Origin of the sequence: Paenibacillus sp. ACRRX, from assembly GCF_022346885.1 — a bacterium.
Taxonomy (GTDB): domain Bacteria; phylum Bacillota; class Bacilli; order Paenibacillales; family Paenibacillaceae; genus Paenibacillus_B.
Map to the genome: position 1 here is coordinate 1 of NZ_JAKRNK010000017.1, position 18,395 is coordinate 18,395.

At 47.2% G+C, this 18,395-nt stretch carries 1 protein-coding gene; it reads right to left on the bottom strand.

Features of this window, described 5'->3' with window-relative positions:
* Nucleotides 1–17,889 (bottom strand): non-ribosomal peptide synthase/polyketide synthase (locus MH117_RS26170; protein ID WP_239334031.1); only part of this gene is annotated, 17,889 nt, incomplete at its 3' end.
* Nucleotides 17,890–18,395: the final 506 nt, after the last annotated feature.

Genomic DNA, 18,395 nt, shown 5'->3' on the forward strand with positions numbered 1-18,395 from the left:
AGACGGCAGCGTCACAAATTTGTCCGCCGTCAACTCCGGCCGCATCCAGTAGCCGCGCGCCAGTCCCACGCCCGCGATGCACAGCTCACCCGCCACACCAATAGGCTGCAGCTGATTTTGTTCGCTTACAATATAGATCCGTGTATTGTCGATCGGCTTGCCGATCGGTACGCTCACATATGGCTGGCCAGCTTCACAATCAAAGTACGTGACGTCGACGGTGGCTTCCGTCGGTCCGTACAGGTTAATCAGCCTTGCCCCGTTCACAGGTGCAATGAAGCGCTGGAAGCGCTCGACTTGTGATGCGAGCAGCGCTTCGCCGCTCGTAAACACTTGCCGCAGCGGCTGCAAGCTGCGCTCACGCTCGGTCTGCGACAGCTGTTCCACATGCTCGAGGAAGGCATGCAGCATAGATGGCACGAAGTGCATCGTCGTTATGCGTTCACGTTCAATCGTCTCCAGTATGACCGCCGGATTTTTCTCGCCGCCTACCGGCAGCAGGCATACCTTGGAGCCCACAAAGGCCCACCAGAACAACTCCCAGACGGAGACGTCAAACGTAATCGCCGTCTTTTGCATAATCGTGTCTTCCGCACCGATCTCATAACGCTTCTGCATCCAGAGCAGGCGATTGAGGACGGAAGTATGCTCCACCATAACGCCTTTCGGACGACCTGTCGTCCCTGATGTGTAGATCACGTATGCTGCATCCTGCGGTTGGTTGATCAATTCAAGGTTCGTGCCGTCTGCATCGTACATGTGAATGTCATCCAATTGCACGACACGTCCGGCAAAGTCAAGGCCTTCTCCCGAGCTGCCCTGAATGAGCAGGACTTGTGCTTTTGAATCTTCCAGCATATAACGAATGCGTTCTTCTGGATAATCCGGTGCGATTGGCACGTAGGCGCCGCCTGCTTTCAGCACGGCCATAATGCCCACCATCATTTCCAGGGAACGATCAGCCATCACCCCAACGATCTGATCTGGCACCACTCCGATGTTACGCAGCGTTCGTGCCAGGCGATTAGCTTGTTCGTTCAACTCTCGATAGGTTAGTGCCTCTTCCCCGAACATAACCGCGATCGCATCCGGAGTCAGAGCTGTTTGCTCTTCGAACATCCGGTGAATCGTCTGATCTTGCGGATAATCGGCCGCCGTATCGTTAAACGACTTCATCAGCTCCGCCTTCTCATCAGCGGTTGCCAACTCCAGTTCGCCTACGGCAATACGCGGATTAGCCGTCACTTGCTCAAGCACATGCTGCAAATGACTTTGCAGCCGCTCCATACTTGCGGGTTCATAAACTTGACTGTTGTAATCAAACCGTACAACAAGTGTTTCACCCGGTACGATCATCAAATTGAAGTCATAGTTTGTCTGCTCTGCAACCTGGACGTCTGTAATGGTCAATCTGTCATTGTCGTCGCCAGCTTGTTCCATCCGCTCATCAACCGGATAATTCTCAAATACCATAATATGGTTGACCAAATCCTGCTTTTGTGTACTTCTGGCCTGTATCTCGTACAGCGGGTAATAATCGTATCGACCCGACTCCAGCGCATGCTCTTGCAGTTGCTGCATCACCTCAGCAAACGCAGTATCTGCTTCGCAGGATACGCGAACTGGAATGGTGTTAATAAACAAACCAATCATCGATTCAATACCAGCAATTTCTGCAGGTCTTCCCGATACGACACTTCCAAACACGACGTCTTCTGTGCCATTGTACTTCTGCAGCAGAATGCCCCATGCCGCTTGTACCAGTGTGTTTAATGTTACTTGATGCTGCTTTGCCACGCGCTGCATACGCGAGCTCAATTCGGCACTCAAGTTAGCAGAGGCGTGAGCCAGTACATAAGGCGCTCCACTGCGATCCGTCGTGCTGCTGCGTGGTACGACTGTCTGCTGGTCATAGCCTGCTAAGTAGTCATCCCAATATTGCGCTGCAGTTTCTGCATCTTGCTGCGCCAACCATTCAATATATTGGCTGTAAGGTGACAGATTACTCTCTGCGCTGGCTGCTGGACTATCTGGCTGCTTCATAAAGAGCGAATAGCTATCAAACAATTCTTCTGTCAACTGCGGCAGGCACCAGCCGTCCATTAAAATATGATGAGAGCTCCATAGTACATGAGATCTTGTATGGCTAATTTGAACAAGCGTTACACGTACAAGTGCATCTTGCTCCAGATTAAAGCCACGCTGCTTATCACGAGCTACAATCTCTTCCATAAAGGCTACCTGCTCGGCTAATGGATATGCGCGCATATCCTCATGTGTAAATTCAATATGTCTATCTCGGAACACCACTTGTAATGGTTCTCCGTGCCAACTGTAAAAGTTTGTCCGCAAAACAGAATGTCGATTAGCTAGCACTTCTAGACTATTGATGAACACATCCACGTCCAGTTCACCTTCTAGGGTAAAGCGTGTCTGCTCAAAATAGGCACTTGCCTGTCCGTCTATGACACTATGGAACCACATGCCTTTTTGCATCGGCGTCAACATGTACATATTTTCGATCTCACCGATATGTTTGGTGTCGGCGACGATCTGCTCCATGTCCTCAATGCTCAGCCCTTGTAGTAGAACATCGCTAGGCGTCAACTCCGCATGTTGTTGCGACAAACAATGCGTGATGATATCCTGCAGACTGATTTGCAAATACTTGGCCAACCGCTCAACGGTCTCTTTGCGATATTCATGCTTGCTATAGCTCAAATCAAAAGAGAGTGCACCATTGGCAATAGCACCATTTATATCAAGTAAATATGGACGAACTTGCTTACGACTTGCATAATCACCGCTAGCATAAGATGACAGCTCGAAACCATTGTTCTGTAAATCCTGGTCAAATTGTCCCAGGTAGTTAAAACTTACTTCAGGAGCAACTCCCCATTTAGGGCCTGCTTCATATTCAGAATTAGATTCAGCCAAATAACGGCAAATGCCGTAACCGATTCCTTTATTCGGAATCCGACGTAAATCTTCCTTCACCTTTTTGAGGAGGTAGGAAAGGCTTCGATCCGATTCCAGTTCAAGCAGTACGGGATACTCGCTCGTGAACCAGCCAACGGTTCTAGAAACATCGATATCCGATACGATTGGCTCCCGTCCATGTCCTTCCAGATTAACCAACACTCGCTCAAGTCCGCTCCATTCCCGAAGCGCCAAGCCCAAGGCTGTCAGCAAAATGTCGTTCATGTCTGTATTGTATGCCCGGTGAACTTGCTTCAAAAGCTGCTCTGTCTCCACTGAATTCCATTCCACGACCACAGATTCACTGTCCTGCTGCAAGCTGACAGCCGCTTCAAAATCTTTAGGAAGTGAGGCAGGGGCAGCGAGAACAATATGTTCCCAGTGAAGACGTTCCTTGTTTAACGCCTCACTTGCTGCATAAGAGACAAGCTGCTGTGACCAGACAAGATAGGAATCTGTCTTGGACGGCAAGCGAATTTCTTCACCTTTGCTTGCTTGTTCATAGCCCTCAGCAAGATCTTCAAGCAGAATACGCCATGAGACTCCGTCAATAACCGCATGATGGATCGTGATTAACAAATGATGACCTTGGGCACAGCAGAACAATGCTGCCTTCACTAATGGCCCTGTTTGTAAGTCCATGCTGGCTTGAATCTCATTGGCCCGGACTTCAATCGCTTGTTCCACGTTTGCTTCACCTGTAAAATCCTCCACAGTGAAGCTATACAGTTCACCTTCAGCGATAGATCGATTCCATGCGACGTATCCTTGCGCCGTCTTGCGGAATACCATCCGTAAAGCATCATGGTGCTCCACCAGCTGCATAAGTGACTTGCGCAGCGCAGTCTCATCAAAACCATCTGCACGATACAGCATGATCGCTTGGTTGTAATGATGCGGGTCAGCGAGTTCCAACTCAAAGTACCAGCGTTGGATCGGAGTCAGCTCTGCTTCCCCAGACACCTCACCTTGATCAGCTATTCTGGCAAGTAATTGCAGATGCGGACTTAATTGCGCAATTGTCGGGAATTTGAATAAATCGCGTATTTCCAGCTTGTAACCCGCCTGATGCAATCGAGAGGACACTTGAATCGACTTGATGGAATCGCCGCCAAGTTCGAAGAAATGATCCATGATCCCGACACGTTCTGTATTTAATACGGTCTGCCAGACGTTGGCCAATACCTTCTCGGCTGCCGTTCGAGGCGCCGTGTATTCCATTCCTGAATATGCTCCGCCTTCTGGCGTAGGTAAACCTTTGCGGTCGATCTTGCCGTTAGGCGTCAACGGTAAACGGTCTAGCTGCACAAAATGCGCCGGAATCATGTAACCTGGAAGCTCTTGTCCCAATGCGTCTCTGAGCTCGCCTGTCGTCAGCATGCGATCAGATGTGTAATAGGCACAAAGCATTTTACGGCCGCTATCATCATCTCTGGCAACAACGACAGCTTCGCGCACATCGCCTACTCGCAGGAGGTGAGACTCCACCTCGCCTATCTCAATGCGGTATCCACGAATTTTAACTTGATGATCCATTCGGCCGATTAATTCCATGTTGCCGTCTGGCAGCCATCTTGCCAAATCACCAGTTCGATACATGTGCTCCCCTGGTCGGAATGGATCTTCGATGAACTTCTCGGCCGAAAGCTCCGGTCGATTCAAATAGCCGCGACCAACGCTGGCTCCGCCGATGTACAATTCTCCAGTGAGGCCGAGTGGCAGAATAGCTTGCTTAGCATCCAAAATATACATTCTGACAGCAGGAAGTGGTTTGCCTATTGGCAGTGCTCGTACAGAGGCCGTCGATGAGGTCTCGTAATAACAAGCATCAACGCACGCTTCTGTAACCCCGTAGCTGTTGATGATCCGCATCTGTACACCAAACCGATCTAGCAGCTTCTGGAATTCCTGTGTTGGGCAAAGATCTGAGCCTATAATCAACATTTTCAGACTGCTGATATCTTGTTGGTGCTCATACACATGTTCCATTAGTGGAATAACTAGTGCAGGCGTAGACTCGAACATTTGAATATCATGTTTACGAATAAGCTCGCAAATATCAGCGGGATTTGCGCGTGCCTCTGTTGGACAAATGACTAATTCTCCACCATGCAGCAGCGCACGAGCCATATCACCGGAAAATACGTCAAATGAGTAGCTCGCCCATTGCAGCCATCGAATGCCTGACTCCTGCAAGTCATATTCCACTTTCCAAGCACTGGACATAGCGACTAGATGCCTGTGTTCGATCATAACCCCTTTTGGATTCCCTGTTGTTCCTGACGTATAAATGACATAACACAGATCCGTTGCCACATTAACCAGTTCCAAATTAGAGCTGTCTTCGTGATAAAATTCAGGCTGATCGATCATGATCCAAGCGCCTGCATGCGACACTTTGGTCTGCAGATGGCTCTGGGTCAGGAGTATCTGAGCGTTCGCATCCTCCAGCATGTAGCGAATACGATCTTCCGGATATTCAGGATCGATTGGAACGTAAGCTCCGCCAGCCTTTAGCACTGCTAAAGTGCCGACAATCATATCAAGCGAACGATCCGCCATTATACCAACAAGCTGATCAGGACTGAGACCTTGATGACGCAACGACCTCGCCAGCCGATTCGTGCGTTCGTTTAACTCTTGATACGTGAGCTGTTCATTCTCATATACAACAGCTACCTGATCTGGCGTACGCGCTGCTTGTTCTTCAAACAGGCGATGAATGGTATCTCCTGACGGGAATGCGGCGGCTGCATCATAAAGCGATAAGACAGCTGCTTGCTCCTCTGTCGTCATTATGCCGAGTTCGTCCAGCTTCGCCTCAGGGTTATCAATAATTGCTCCGATTAAATGCCCAAAGTGCTTCGCCATTCTTTCGACCGTATCTGAAGCAAATAAAGCAGTTGCATACTCCATGCTGCAATCCAAGCCCTGCTCGTCTGTCGATACGTCCAGACTAAGATCGAATTTGGATACTTTATATTCCTGTGGATATGGCTTCATCCGAAGCTCACCTAACGAATAGTCCTTGCTATCTGTATTGTCCAAAGCAAACATAGTATCAAACAATGGATTGCGGCTTAAATCCCTCGTCAGCTCCAAGTTCTCCACCAACTGTTCAAACGGATAATTCTGGTGCTCATAAGCACCCAACATCATATCCTTAATCTCATCTAAATAGGACCGGAACGTTTTATGACTTTCTGGATTTGTGCGGATCGCTAACGTGTTTACGAACATCCCAATAAGGGGCTGGACATCAACGTGTGTTCTGCCTGCTATAGGAGTACCCACCACAATATCTTCTTGACCCGTGTATTTATGGAGCAAGATCGTGTAGGCAGCCAGCAGCACCATATATAAGGTAGTTCCTGTATTTGCAGCGATTTCGTGCAAAGCTTGACTCTGCTGCTGGTCGATCCGGAATGGATACGTTAGCCCGTCATATTTTTGCATCGTTGGCCGCGCATAGTCTGTCGGCAATTCCAAAATAGGCAGATTGCCATGAAATACTTCAAGCCAATATGTTTCCTGCTCTTTCATACGATCCTGCTGTGATGTGGCTTGCTGCCATACGGCATAATCCTTGTACTGTATTTTGAGCGGTGTAACAGCCTCATCTCTGTACAGAAGAGCGAACTCCTGCAGCACAATACCCATGGAGACTCCATCTGAAATAATGTGATGCATATCGAACAGAAGCACATGTCGCTCAGTTGTAAGCTCAATCAAACCAAGTCGAAGTAATGGCGGCTGCTCCAGCTCAAACGTACGCACAAATTGCCGGGACAGTTCTTGCACTTGATCGTCATTTGCTTCCATATAGGCAATTGCAAACTCAACTTCGCCATAGATTCGCTGCACTGGTTCGCCATGTACCAGTTCAAAGCCGGTACGCAAAATATCGTGACGCGCGATCAGCTTCCGGAAGGCGGCTTCAAATCGATCTCGATCAAGCGGGCCTTCTAGCAGCATCACGCCAGGCATGTTATATCCTTGCTCCGCGCCCTCGAGCTGATGTAGAATATACAACCGTTTTTGTGCAGAAGAAACCGGGTAGTAAGCTTGCTCTTCCGCAACTGGAATCGCAGAATAGGATGACTGCTCATTGTATAATGATGCAATAGCTGCTGCCTGAGCTTCAATCGTAGGGAGTCGGAATACTTCTCGCAGCGGAAGATTAACATGCAATTGCTCGTGAACTTTGTTAATCAACGTCGTAGCACGTAAGGAATGGCCACCAACTTCAAAGAAGTTATCTTGCACGCCGACGATTGCCAAGCCAAGGACTTCTTGCCAAATATCTGCAAGCTGTGCCTCAAGGGGTGACCGTGGAGCTGTATAATCAGATCCCGTATTGATACTGTCTTCAGGTGCAGGCAGCGCTTTACGATCCACCTTCCCGTTCGAGGTGAGCGGCATGCGCTCCAGCTGAACAAAATAGGCCGGGATCATGTAAGCTGGTAGTTCTTCTGCCAGTTCACTTCTTAATTCACCAACCGTGAGCAGACGATCGGCTACAAAATAAGCACACAACTGCTTGTCACCGCCAGCATCTTCACGCGCGATGACGATTGTTTCCCGCACAGCATCAAGCTTGGACAGCTGCGCTTCCACTTCACCTAGTTCGATCCGATAACCACGAATTTTCACCTGATGGTCGATTCGTCCCAAATACTCGATGTTGCCATCAGGCAGCCATCTCGCCAAGTCACCCGTCTTATACATCTTCGCATCTGGTTCCCACGGGTGATCCACGAATCTGTCAGCTGTCAGTTCTGGACGATGCAAGTACCCACGTGCCAATCCGTCGCCCGCTACATACATTTCACCTGCCACACCTATTGGTACGCATTGGCGACTTGCGTCAAGGACGAAAATCTTCAATGTAGGGATCGGGAATCCGATATTACTTTTCGCCTGTTCAATCTCAAGTTCTGTAATTTCTTTGTAAGTGACATGAACCGTTGTCTCCGTAATTCCATACATATTGATTAATTGGGTATGCGGATATTTCTGTCTCCAATCGTGCAGCAATTGCGGACTTAACGCTTCACCACCAAAGATAACTTGTCTAATCTTCAGCTCTGGGCTGCCATCAGCCAATGCTTCACGCAGCAATTGATAGAAATATGTTGGCGTTTGATTTAAGATCGTTACTTGCTGTTCAGCAAGTAATTCCATAAATGCTGCCGGATTTTTAGCTGTAAGCTGCGGAACAATTACCAACTTGCCGCCATATAACAAAGCCCCATACATTTCCCAGACAGAGAAATCAAAGCAGAAGGAATGGAACAGTGTCCACGTGTCGGATGGTCCAAAGTCAAACAGATTCCTGCTGTTAAACAACAGCCGCACGACATTCTTATGCTCGATTAGGGTTCCTTTCGGCTTACCGGTCGTTCCCGACGTATAAATCACATAGGCCAGATCTGACGATTTATTAATGTTTGGAAGATTCAAGTTGTTTGCAGTGTATGCTTCTTCTTCATCCAAGAATAGGATAGTTCCGTTATACGTAACTTGCTCCCTTAAATGACGTGGCAGCAATAGTACAGTTGTACCGGAATCTTCAAGCATATAGCTAACACGGTCTTCCGGATACTCTGGATCAATTGGAACGTAAGCTCCTCCCGCTTTTAATATGGCAAGAAGTCCAATCAGCATACTCGAGGTGCGCTCTGCCATTATTCCAACCAATGTATCTGCCTGTACACCTTGTGAACGCAGCATCCATGCCAAGCGGTTCGCTCGTTCGTTTAATTCTTTGTAGGTTAATGTTGCATCTGGAGCAACTACGGCGATCGCATCCGGCGTACGCTCAGCTTGCTCTTCAAACAAACGATGGATCGTATGATCTCGCGGATACTCTGCGTCCGTATCGTTGAACTGTTCGATCAATTGAATCCTTTCTTGTGCTGTCACCATATCTAACTGATCCAATCGAGCAGAAGGCTGTAGAATAACACCGTCTATCAACTGACTAAAATGCTGAGACATTCGTGCTATCGTATCCTGCTTGTACAAAGCAGTTGCATACTCCATGCTGCACGTAAGCCCGGCTTCGCCTTCCTCCACTTGCAGCGTAAGATCAAATTTTGCAACGGGATGTGATGCCATCTGCGGTGTCACACGAAGTCCTTCTATTGCCCACTCGCCCTGCTCTGTATTTTGCAGCACTAAAACCGTATCAAATACGGGATTCCGGCTTACATCACGCGTAACTTGAATGTTGTCAACCAATTCCTCAAACGGATAATCCTGATATTCATATGCCTGCAGAGTTGTTTGCTGAACCTCTTTTAAATAAGACATAAACGTCTTCTCGCCCGCTGGATAATTGCGAATCGCAAGGGTATTCACAAACATACCAATGAGTGGCTGCACATCACCATGTGTTCTTCCTGCAATTGGCATCCCCACGATGATATCTTCTTGACTCGTATATTTGTGCAGCATTGCTGTATACAGTGCCATTAGCATCATGTACAAGGTTGTACCTGTTTCGGCTGCCAGCTGCTTTAACTGACCCAGCTTCTCCACATCAATGGTAAACTCGTGCGTGTTACCCTCATAACTGCGGAATGTAGGGCGTGTAAAGTCTGAAGACAACTGCAGGACAGGCAGTTCACCGCTTAATGCTCCCTGCCAGTACGCTCTTTGCACTTCCATCTGCGACCGGAAGGAAGCAGATTGCTGCCATACCGCGTAATCTTTATATTGAATGCGTAGTGGAGCAAGCTCTTCTCCGCTATACAAAGCCACAAACTCATCAAGTAAAATACCAATCGAAGCTCCATCTGAAATAATGTGATGCATATCAAATAAAAGAAGATGTCGGTCGTGTGCCAGCTCGATCAAACCCACACGCAGCAGCGGAGGCGTTTCAAGAGCGAACGTACGAATGAATTGACGGATGATATGCTCGGCTTCCGCCTCACCAGACTGCCAATAATCAACAATAATCTCAACATGCTCATGTATTCTTTGCACAGGCTCGCCATTAATCATCTCGAAGCCTGTCCGGAGCGTGTCATGCCGCTGAATGAGTTTATGAAATGCCGCTGCGAACCGCTCGCGATCCAACACTCCGTCCATAGTCAGTACAGCTGGCATGTTGTAGCTCTGTTCAGCGCCTTCCATTTGATGCAAGATAAAGAGTCTCTTCTGAGCCGAGGATACTGGATACCAGTCTCGCATCTCTGTCAGAGGAATCGTGTTGTAGGCTTGATGCTCCATCTGACTAATAACTTGCGCCATTTCTTCAATCGTAGAGTAGCGGAACACATCCCGCAGCGGCATTATCACATTCATCTCTTGATGCAGCTTGCTAACAAGTGTAGTTGCACGCAGCGAGTGCCCACCAATGTCAAAGAACGAATCCGTGATACCAACATGTTCTAGTCCAAGCACGTCCTGCCAAAGCTGTGCAAGCTTGGCTTCTAACGGCGTCCGTGGCTGAATTTGCTCACTTGCGATAAGTCCTTCTTCTGGCAAAGGCAAAGCCTTCCGATCTACTTTTCCGTTAGGTGTAAGTGGCATTTCTTCAATTTGCACAAAGTGTGAGGGAACCATATAGGAAGGCAATTGTTCGGATAAAACGGCTTTCAGCTCGGCTGCAGCCAGCTTGTCGTCAGCTGTAAAGTAAGCACACAGCACTTTCTGCCCACTGGTATCCTCTACTGCCACCGCAATTGCTTCACGCACGGCCTCCACTTTTAGCAAATGTGTCAGTACCTCGCCTAATTCGATTCGGAAACCTCTTATTTTAACCTGTTCGTCGCTGCGACCCATATATTCAATCGTGCCGTCAGGAAGCCACCGTGCCAAATCCCCTGTTCGATATAACCTTTCCCCTTGAAGGAATGGAACTTCCACGAATTTTTCTGCGGTCAACTCAGGTCGGTTTAAGTAACCGCGCGCTAAACCATCTCCGCCCGTGTATAGTTCGCCTATTACCCCTGTCGGCAAAAGCTTGCCTGACTCATCAAGCACATATACTTTCGTGCTGCCGATCGGACGTCCAATCGGAATGGAAGTACTCTCTAAATCGGCAAGTGTAATATCGTGGCAGCATGTAAAGGTCGTATTTTCCGTAGGCCCATAACCATTAATCAGTCGTATTCCGCTGTACAGCTCCAGCACCTTACGAGCATGCTGCGAGGATACGACATCGCCGCCTACCAATAACTGCTTAATTCCTTGCAAGCCCTCTAGTTGATGCTCTACCATCACTTGGAACAATCCTGCTGTCAACCATAAAATGCTTACTCCATGTGTCCGCATAGCAAGTGTCCAGTCCGTGAGGGACAAGTCGCCCGCAGGCAAGATGGCAAGAGCTGCACCGTTCAGCAAGCTCCCCCATATTTCAAATGTGGCCGCATCAAACGATATCGTAGAGCCTTGTAAAAACACATCCGACTCGTTAATATCCACATACGTTGTAGAGCTGACAAGCCGTACAACACCACGATGTGTAACACAAACGCCTTTTGGCATACCCGTTGAACCGGACGTATAAACGATATAGGCTAGATCATCACCCGTTACTTCACTCGTTAAATTGGATTGGGCAGTATCATCAGCTGCTGTTTCTACATCATGGTTGAGTAGTAGAATTTCGATCTGCGTTGGCAAGTTGGCTTGAAGATGCTCCTGCGTCAATAACACATTGATGGCTGTATCCTCTATCATCGTGGTGATCCGCTCTTGCGGGTAAGCCGGATCGATCGGCACATATGCCCCGCCTGCTTTAAGAATGGCAAGCAATCCAATCAGCATCTCAAAAGATCGTTCTGCGCAAATACCTACTAGCGATCCCGTTATTACCCCACATGTCCGAAGTCGATGAGCCATCCGATTAGCTGCTGAATTCAGCTGCGAATAAGTAAGCTGCTCATCTCCAAACATCGCTGCAATTGCATTAGGTGACTGCACAACCCGCTCTTCAAAGAGCTGATGGATCGTCTTTTCCCGAGAATAAGCGGTAGCTGTGTCGTTAAACACGTTTAGAATTTCCGCTTTCTCATCGGTTGTCACAAGCTCCAATTCGCTTACAGTTACGTATGGATTAGCTGAGATCTGCTCCAGTACATGTAAGATATGCCCTTTCAACAGCTCCATCGCAGCACGGTCAAACGTATGCTCATTATAATCAAGACGAATAGCGATATTATCGCCTGGTACGATGATCAGGTTCAGGTCATAATTCGTCTGCTCCGAGACCGTCACATCCGTCAGCTTAAGCCCTTTGCCGTCCAAGCTTTCCAATTGTTCCATTTGCTCCATCGGATAGTTTTCAAACACCATGATGTGGTTGATCATATCTTGCTTCAGTGCGCTTTGTGCCTGAATCTCATACAACGGGAAGTAATCATGCTTTGCAGATGTCAACGCCTGCTCTTGAAGCTGCGTCATCACGTCTATAAAAGGAGTATTGGCCTCACTGCGCACACGAACCGGAATCGTATTAATAAACAATCCGATCATTTCTTCTATTCCGTTCAATTCAGCCGGGCGACCTGACACAACACCACCAAACACGACATCCGTAGTCCGGTTATACTTTTGTAAAAGAACGCCCCACGCTGCTTGCAGCAGTGTATTTAACGTTACTTGATGCTGAGTTGCGGCTCGATTAACGGCTGCACTCAAGTCTTTCCCGAGCTGGCATACGACTTGTCCAGCGGCATACGTCTCGTTTTGACCATACGCTTTGGCTTGCGGCAGTGCTACCGGCTCATCGTATCCAGCCAAGTATGCCGTCCAATATGCTGCGGCCGCCACTTCATTCTGCTGTTCCAGCCATCGGATATACTGATTGTACGATGGAGCTGTATTCAGCATAGGCTGCTTGTTCCACACGTAAGCTGCGTAAGTGTCAAACACTTCTTTTGCAACAAGTGGCAAACACCAGCCGTCCATTAAAATATGATGAGAACTCCAGAACACCTGATAAGTATGTTCTGCGGTTCGCAGTACCATCACACGCATCAGTTCGCCACATTCCAGATCAAAGCCACGAGTTCTTTCTCTTCCAACTGCTTTCTCCATGTATGCCGCTTGTTCTTCCGGTTCCATCCCGCGCAAATCTTCAAACGTAAATCCAATTCGTTTATTTTGAAATACGACTTGTAAAGGTTCACCATCGGAACCCATTTGGAAGTTTGTGCGTAATACGCTATGTCGGGCTGTAAGTGCATTCCAGCTGTCAGCAAAGGCTCCGATATTAAGATCGCCTTGCAGCGTAAAGCGTGTCAGCTCAAAATACGCCCCCGTCTGCTGATTTAAAGCTGTATGGAACCACATGCCCTTTTGCATTGGCGTTAAGGAATAGATATCTTCAACTACCCCAATATCCGTTGTCTGCTCAATGATTCGTTCCAATTCGTGTAAGCTAATATGCTGCAAGGTGACGTCGCTTGGCGTTAGTTCTGATCGCTCTTTGGCTGCACAATGCGCAATAATTTCCTGTAGGCTTTCCTCAAACAACACGGCTAACCGATTCATCGTATCGCAGTGATATTGAGTGCGGCCGTAGCTAATATCGAACTTCAATACACCATCTGAGATCATCCCGTTCATATCTAGTAGGTACGGACGAGCTTGCTCACCACTAATATCACGACCGGTGGAATAAGAAGACATAGCCAACCCATTTTGCTGGAAATCTTGGTCGAATTGACCCAAATAGTTAAAGCTGATCTGTGGTGCTGCCCCCCACTCATCAAGAGGTTCCACATCATTGATCATGTAGCGGCATATGCCGTAACCAATACCATTGTTCGGAATATGTCTGAGATTTTCTTTAGTTTGTTTGATCCAGTTGCCTAGACCCGTGTCTGGCAGCAGTTCAAGCACTACCGGATATTCGCTAGTAAACCAGCCAATCGTTCGTGTAATGTCTATGTCTGGTAAAATAGATTCACGACCATGTCCCTCTAGATTAACGAGGATACGATCATGACCACTCCACCTGTGTATCGCCAAACCTAGAGCTGCCAATAAGATATCATTCATCTGCGTATTATAGGCGCCGTGAACTTGCTTCAGGAGTTGTTCCGTCTGTTCCCTGCTCCATGTGACGGTGACGGATTCGCTATCAAGCTGCAATGCGTACGTCTCTACCGTGTCTGTTGGTAATGGCAGGACATCCAACTGTGTAATATGCCTCCAGTATTGTTGTTCCTGCTGTAAATCTGTAGTGTCAGCGTATTGTACTAGCTGCTTGGACCAAGTGCGGAAGGAATCGGTCTTTGCGGACAGACGAATTACTTCGCCCTGCAAAGCCTGTTCGTATCCAGCAGTAATATCCTCCAGCAATATACGCCAGGACACACCATCAATAACAGCATGGTGAATGACAATCAACAAATGATCGCCATCCAAGCAATGGAACAATCCCCCGCGTACCAATGGCCCTGTCTCGAGATCGATGCTGCTCTGTATCTCTTCAGCCTTTGCCGCAAGCATCTGTTCCATTCCAGCATTGCTTGTATAATCGACCACATCCAACTTGAACAGTTCGCCTTCTTGTACGCTGCGATTCCAGGCTGTACATGATCCTTCTGCAGTGCGTCGGAACACAATCCGCAGCGCGTCATGGTGCTCTACTAACTTGTTAAGAGCCTTACGTAATGCAGCTTCGTCAAACCCATTTTCCCGATACAGCATGACAGATTGATTGTAATGGTGCATATCTGCGGCATTCTGTCCAAAGTACCAGCGCAGAATAGGAGTTAGCTCCACCGATCCGCTCACTTCACCCTGCTCCGCTCTTCTCACGATCAACTGCATCTGAGGGGCTAATTGTGCGATCGTCGGATATTTGAATAAATCCCGAATCTCAAGCTTATAACCTGCCTGCTGCAAACGTGAAGCGACCTGTATCGATTTGATGGAGTCGCCTCCAAGCGCAAAGAAATGATCCAGCACGCTGACACGCTGCGCACCAAGCACAGTCTGCCAAACATTTACCAATGTGTGCTCAGCTTCCGTACGAGGTGCAACATATTCCGATCCGGTATGTGCCTCCCCTTCTGGTGCTGGCAACCCTTTACGGTCTACTTTTCCGTTTGGCGTAAGCGGCAACCGATCCATACGCACAAAATATGATGGAATCATATAGGCTGGAAGATCTTCAGCCAGGGCTTCACGCAATTCATGTACAGTCAACTCGTTGTCTGCTACATAATAAGCACATAATTCCTTCGGACCTTCATGATCCTCACGTGCAATAACTACCGCTTCACGCACATGCGCCTGTTTAAGCAGCTGCGTCTCAATTTCTCCAATTTCAATCCGGTAACCTCTAATTTTCACCTGATAGTCTATGCGTCCCAAATATTCAATGTTGCCATCAGGAAGCCATTTGGCCAAGTCACCAGTGCGGTACATCAGCGCTCCTGGACTGAACGGATCATCTACGAATTTCTCATCTGTTAGATCCGATTGGTTCAAATAACCGCGCCCAACTCCTGCACCACCAATATAAAGCTCTCCAGCAAGTCCAATAGGCTGCAGGGACTGATTGCTGTCCAAAATATACATGGTAACGGCAGGCATTGGCTTGCCAATTGGTAAAATGGATAACGCATTCGAAGAAGTTTGCTCATAATAACAAGCATCCACGCACGCTTCTGTTACACCGTAGCTGTTTAATATGCGCATTTGCGAGCCGAAACGCTCGTTCAGCTTGCGGAACTCACTTGTCGGACAATGATCCGAACCGACAATTAGCAACTTCAGACTGTTGATGTCGATCCTGTTTTCGTACACATGCTCCATCAACGGGATCACAAGGGCTGGTGTCGACTCAAACATCTGTATGTGATGCTTCCCAATCAACTCACAAAGCGCAGATGGGTTCGCCCTTGCTTCATTCGGGCAAAGAACAAGCTGCCCGCCAAACAACAGTGTTCGAACCATATCACCTGTAAAGACATCGAATGAAAAGCTCGCCCATTGCAGCAATCTGAATCCTGCTTCGTTCAAGCGATATTCACGCTTCCAAGCGTTCGCCATTGCAACTAACTGCCTGTGCTCAATCATTACACCCTTGGGTTTCCCTGTAGTTCCCGAAGTATAAATGACATAGGACAGATGAGCGGGTTCGTTTACAGGCTTCAAATTGCTGCTATCCGCAAGATAGGAGCTTTCGTCGTCAACCAGAATCCAAGTACCCGTAAAGGTTACACGACTGTGCAGGTGACCCTGGCTGACCAATACATGGGCATCAGAATCCTCCAGCATATACCGAATACGTTCCTCCGGATATTCAGGATCGATCGGAACGTAAGCTCCACCAGCCTTCAGAATGGCCAGTATGCCGACGATCATCTCCAAGGAACGGTCTACCATAATTCCGACGAGCTGCTCCGGTGTTACGCCTTGCGCACGTAAGGTTCGTGCTAGGCTATTCGCACGCGTATTTAATTCGCGATAAGTCAAATGCTGTTCAGCGTATACGACCGCAATTTCGTCTGGTGTGCGGTCCGCCTGCTCCTCGAACAGTTGATGCACCGTCTTGTCTCTTGGATAATCAGCTCTTGGCTCATTAAATTGCGTCAAGATGATGTTGGATTCTTTCTCGTTAAGCATGGACAGTTGGCGCATAGTCTGCTGCGAATTGTGTAAAACCTGCTCCACAATAGTTAGCATCTGCTCCATTATTCGGATCATTTCTTGCTCTTCAAACAGTTGAATTCGATAATCAATACTGATCATCAGCTGGTGATCATCCAGCATATCTTCAACGTGAACGGCAAAATCATCTGCTTCATGACCGCAGAAGCTGCTCCGCTGCCGGACAGATAGATCGCCATAGCTTGTCCAGTGAATAGGCAGGTAATCGATGGAGATACGATATAAATCCTGGATGTCGATATTGTTGTACTCTTCGCGCAGGTCGAGGATTAGCTTGTTATACGGGTATTTTTGGTGGCGAAGTATGGACTTCTGCTCTTTAGATACCATATGTAGAAATGTGATCAAATCTTGATCGGGGTCTATTGACAATCGAGTTGCTACCGTACTTACGAACATACCAAGTGTATCTTTATCTTGCTTTGATGTTCGGTTCGCATAGGCTGTGCCAATTGCAATATCTTCGTTTCCTGATGTTTTGTAAAGAACAGCATATAACGCACCCAAAAATAAAGTAAACAAGCTGATATTATGCTGTTCACTGAATCGTTGTAGTTGTTCGTATTGTTCTCCTGCCACGGATATGTAGCTAGACCTCTGTGCTTCTGTTCCGATCGAGAAAGGCGGATACGGTTTAATTCCCATCATTTCCGGCATCGTGCGGAATTTATCCAGCCAGAATGCACGGTCTTTCATATATCTTTCCGACTTCTCATATTCTTGCTCTGCAAATATGTAGTCAAAATAAGTGCTTTTCTTGTCTTCTGAAGGCATCGTATGACTTGCTATAGCTGTATAGTTTTGCATAATTTTGTTAGCTATAAGGTGAGAAGAGACACCATCTGCAATGATATGATTAATCTTGAGGTTAAACCAGTGTTCTTCGTTGTTAATGTTAAAAATAACGGTATGATATAACTTATCATCAAAAATGCTCGTGGGAACAAGATTAAATTGCTCTAACCAAGCCTCAGCCTCCACAAAATTGTCCCATTCCAAATACTCAATTTCAGGAATGACCTCTTCTTCAGGCCTAAACCACTGCATAGGCTGGTTGTCTTCCGACTTGATTTGAATACGGAAAGCATCATGCTGCTTGATAACCAAATAAACGGCTTGTTTTAAAACTTCCAAATCTACCTTGCCTCGTATGTATAACGTTCCGGCAACTGTAGAAGCAGACGTATTCGGATGCATCATTTCCATGTACCAAATTCTGCGTTGTGCTTGCGTCAAAGGAAACAATCTGTTAGGATTCACGTTCACGTAGACTCTCCCCTAATAATGAAATATTCTGGCGTTTTTGAAACAACCAATTGAAAAATTTCAGGATGAGCTTGCAAACATCTCCGCAGAAAAGTAGGAGTTCGTTGCTGTATGAAGTTGGGAGACGTTTAGAAGCGCCTGGCAAAAGTGTCTGAATGAGTAGCAGAATAGAAACATAAATGTGATGTGAAGTTAGATAGGTGTAATGTTTCTTGGGGAATTCATAAATAGCTGTGGTGTGGAAAATATCCATGTCCCTGACCATAATGGGGCAACATTGTCAGATGATCATATATGATTCTTATTGAGCGTTGCTTCTGGAAGCAGTCTGTTCACCTCCTTAACATAAATGATATAAAATATGGTTAAGAAATATAGACTCCAAGAATCGACATTAGATAAGCTCATGAATTATACGACGTATGACGTATTATATACGTTAATCTGGGTATTTAACAATATGGTTTACTATAAATTATATTAAGGCGAATAACTTACTTGTCGAT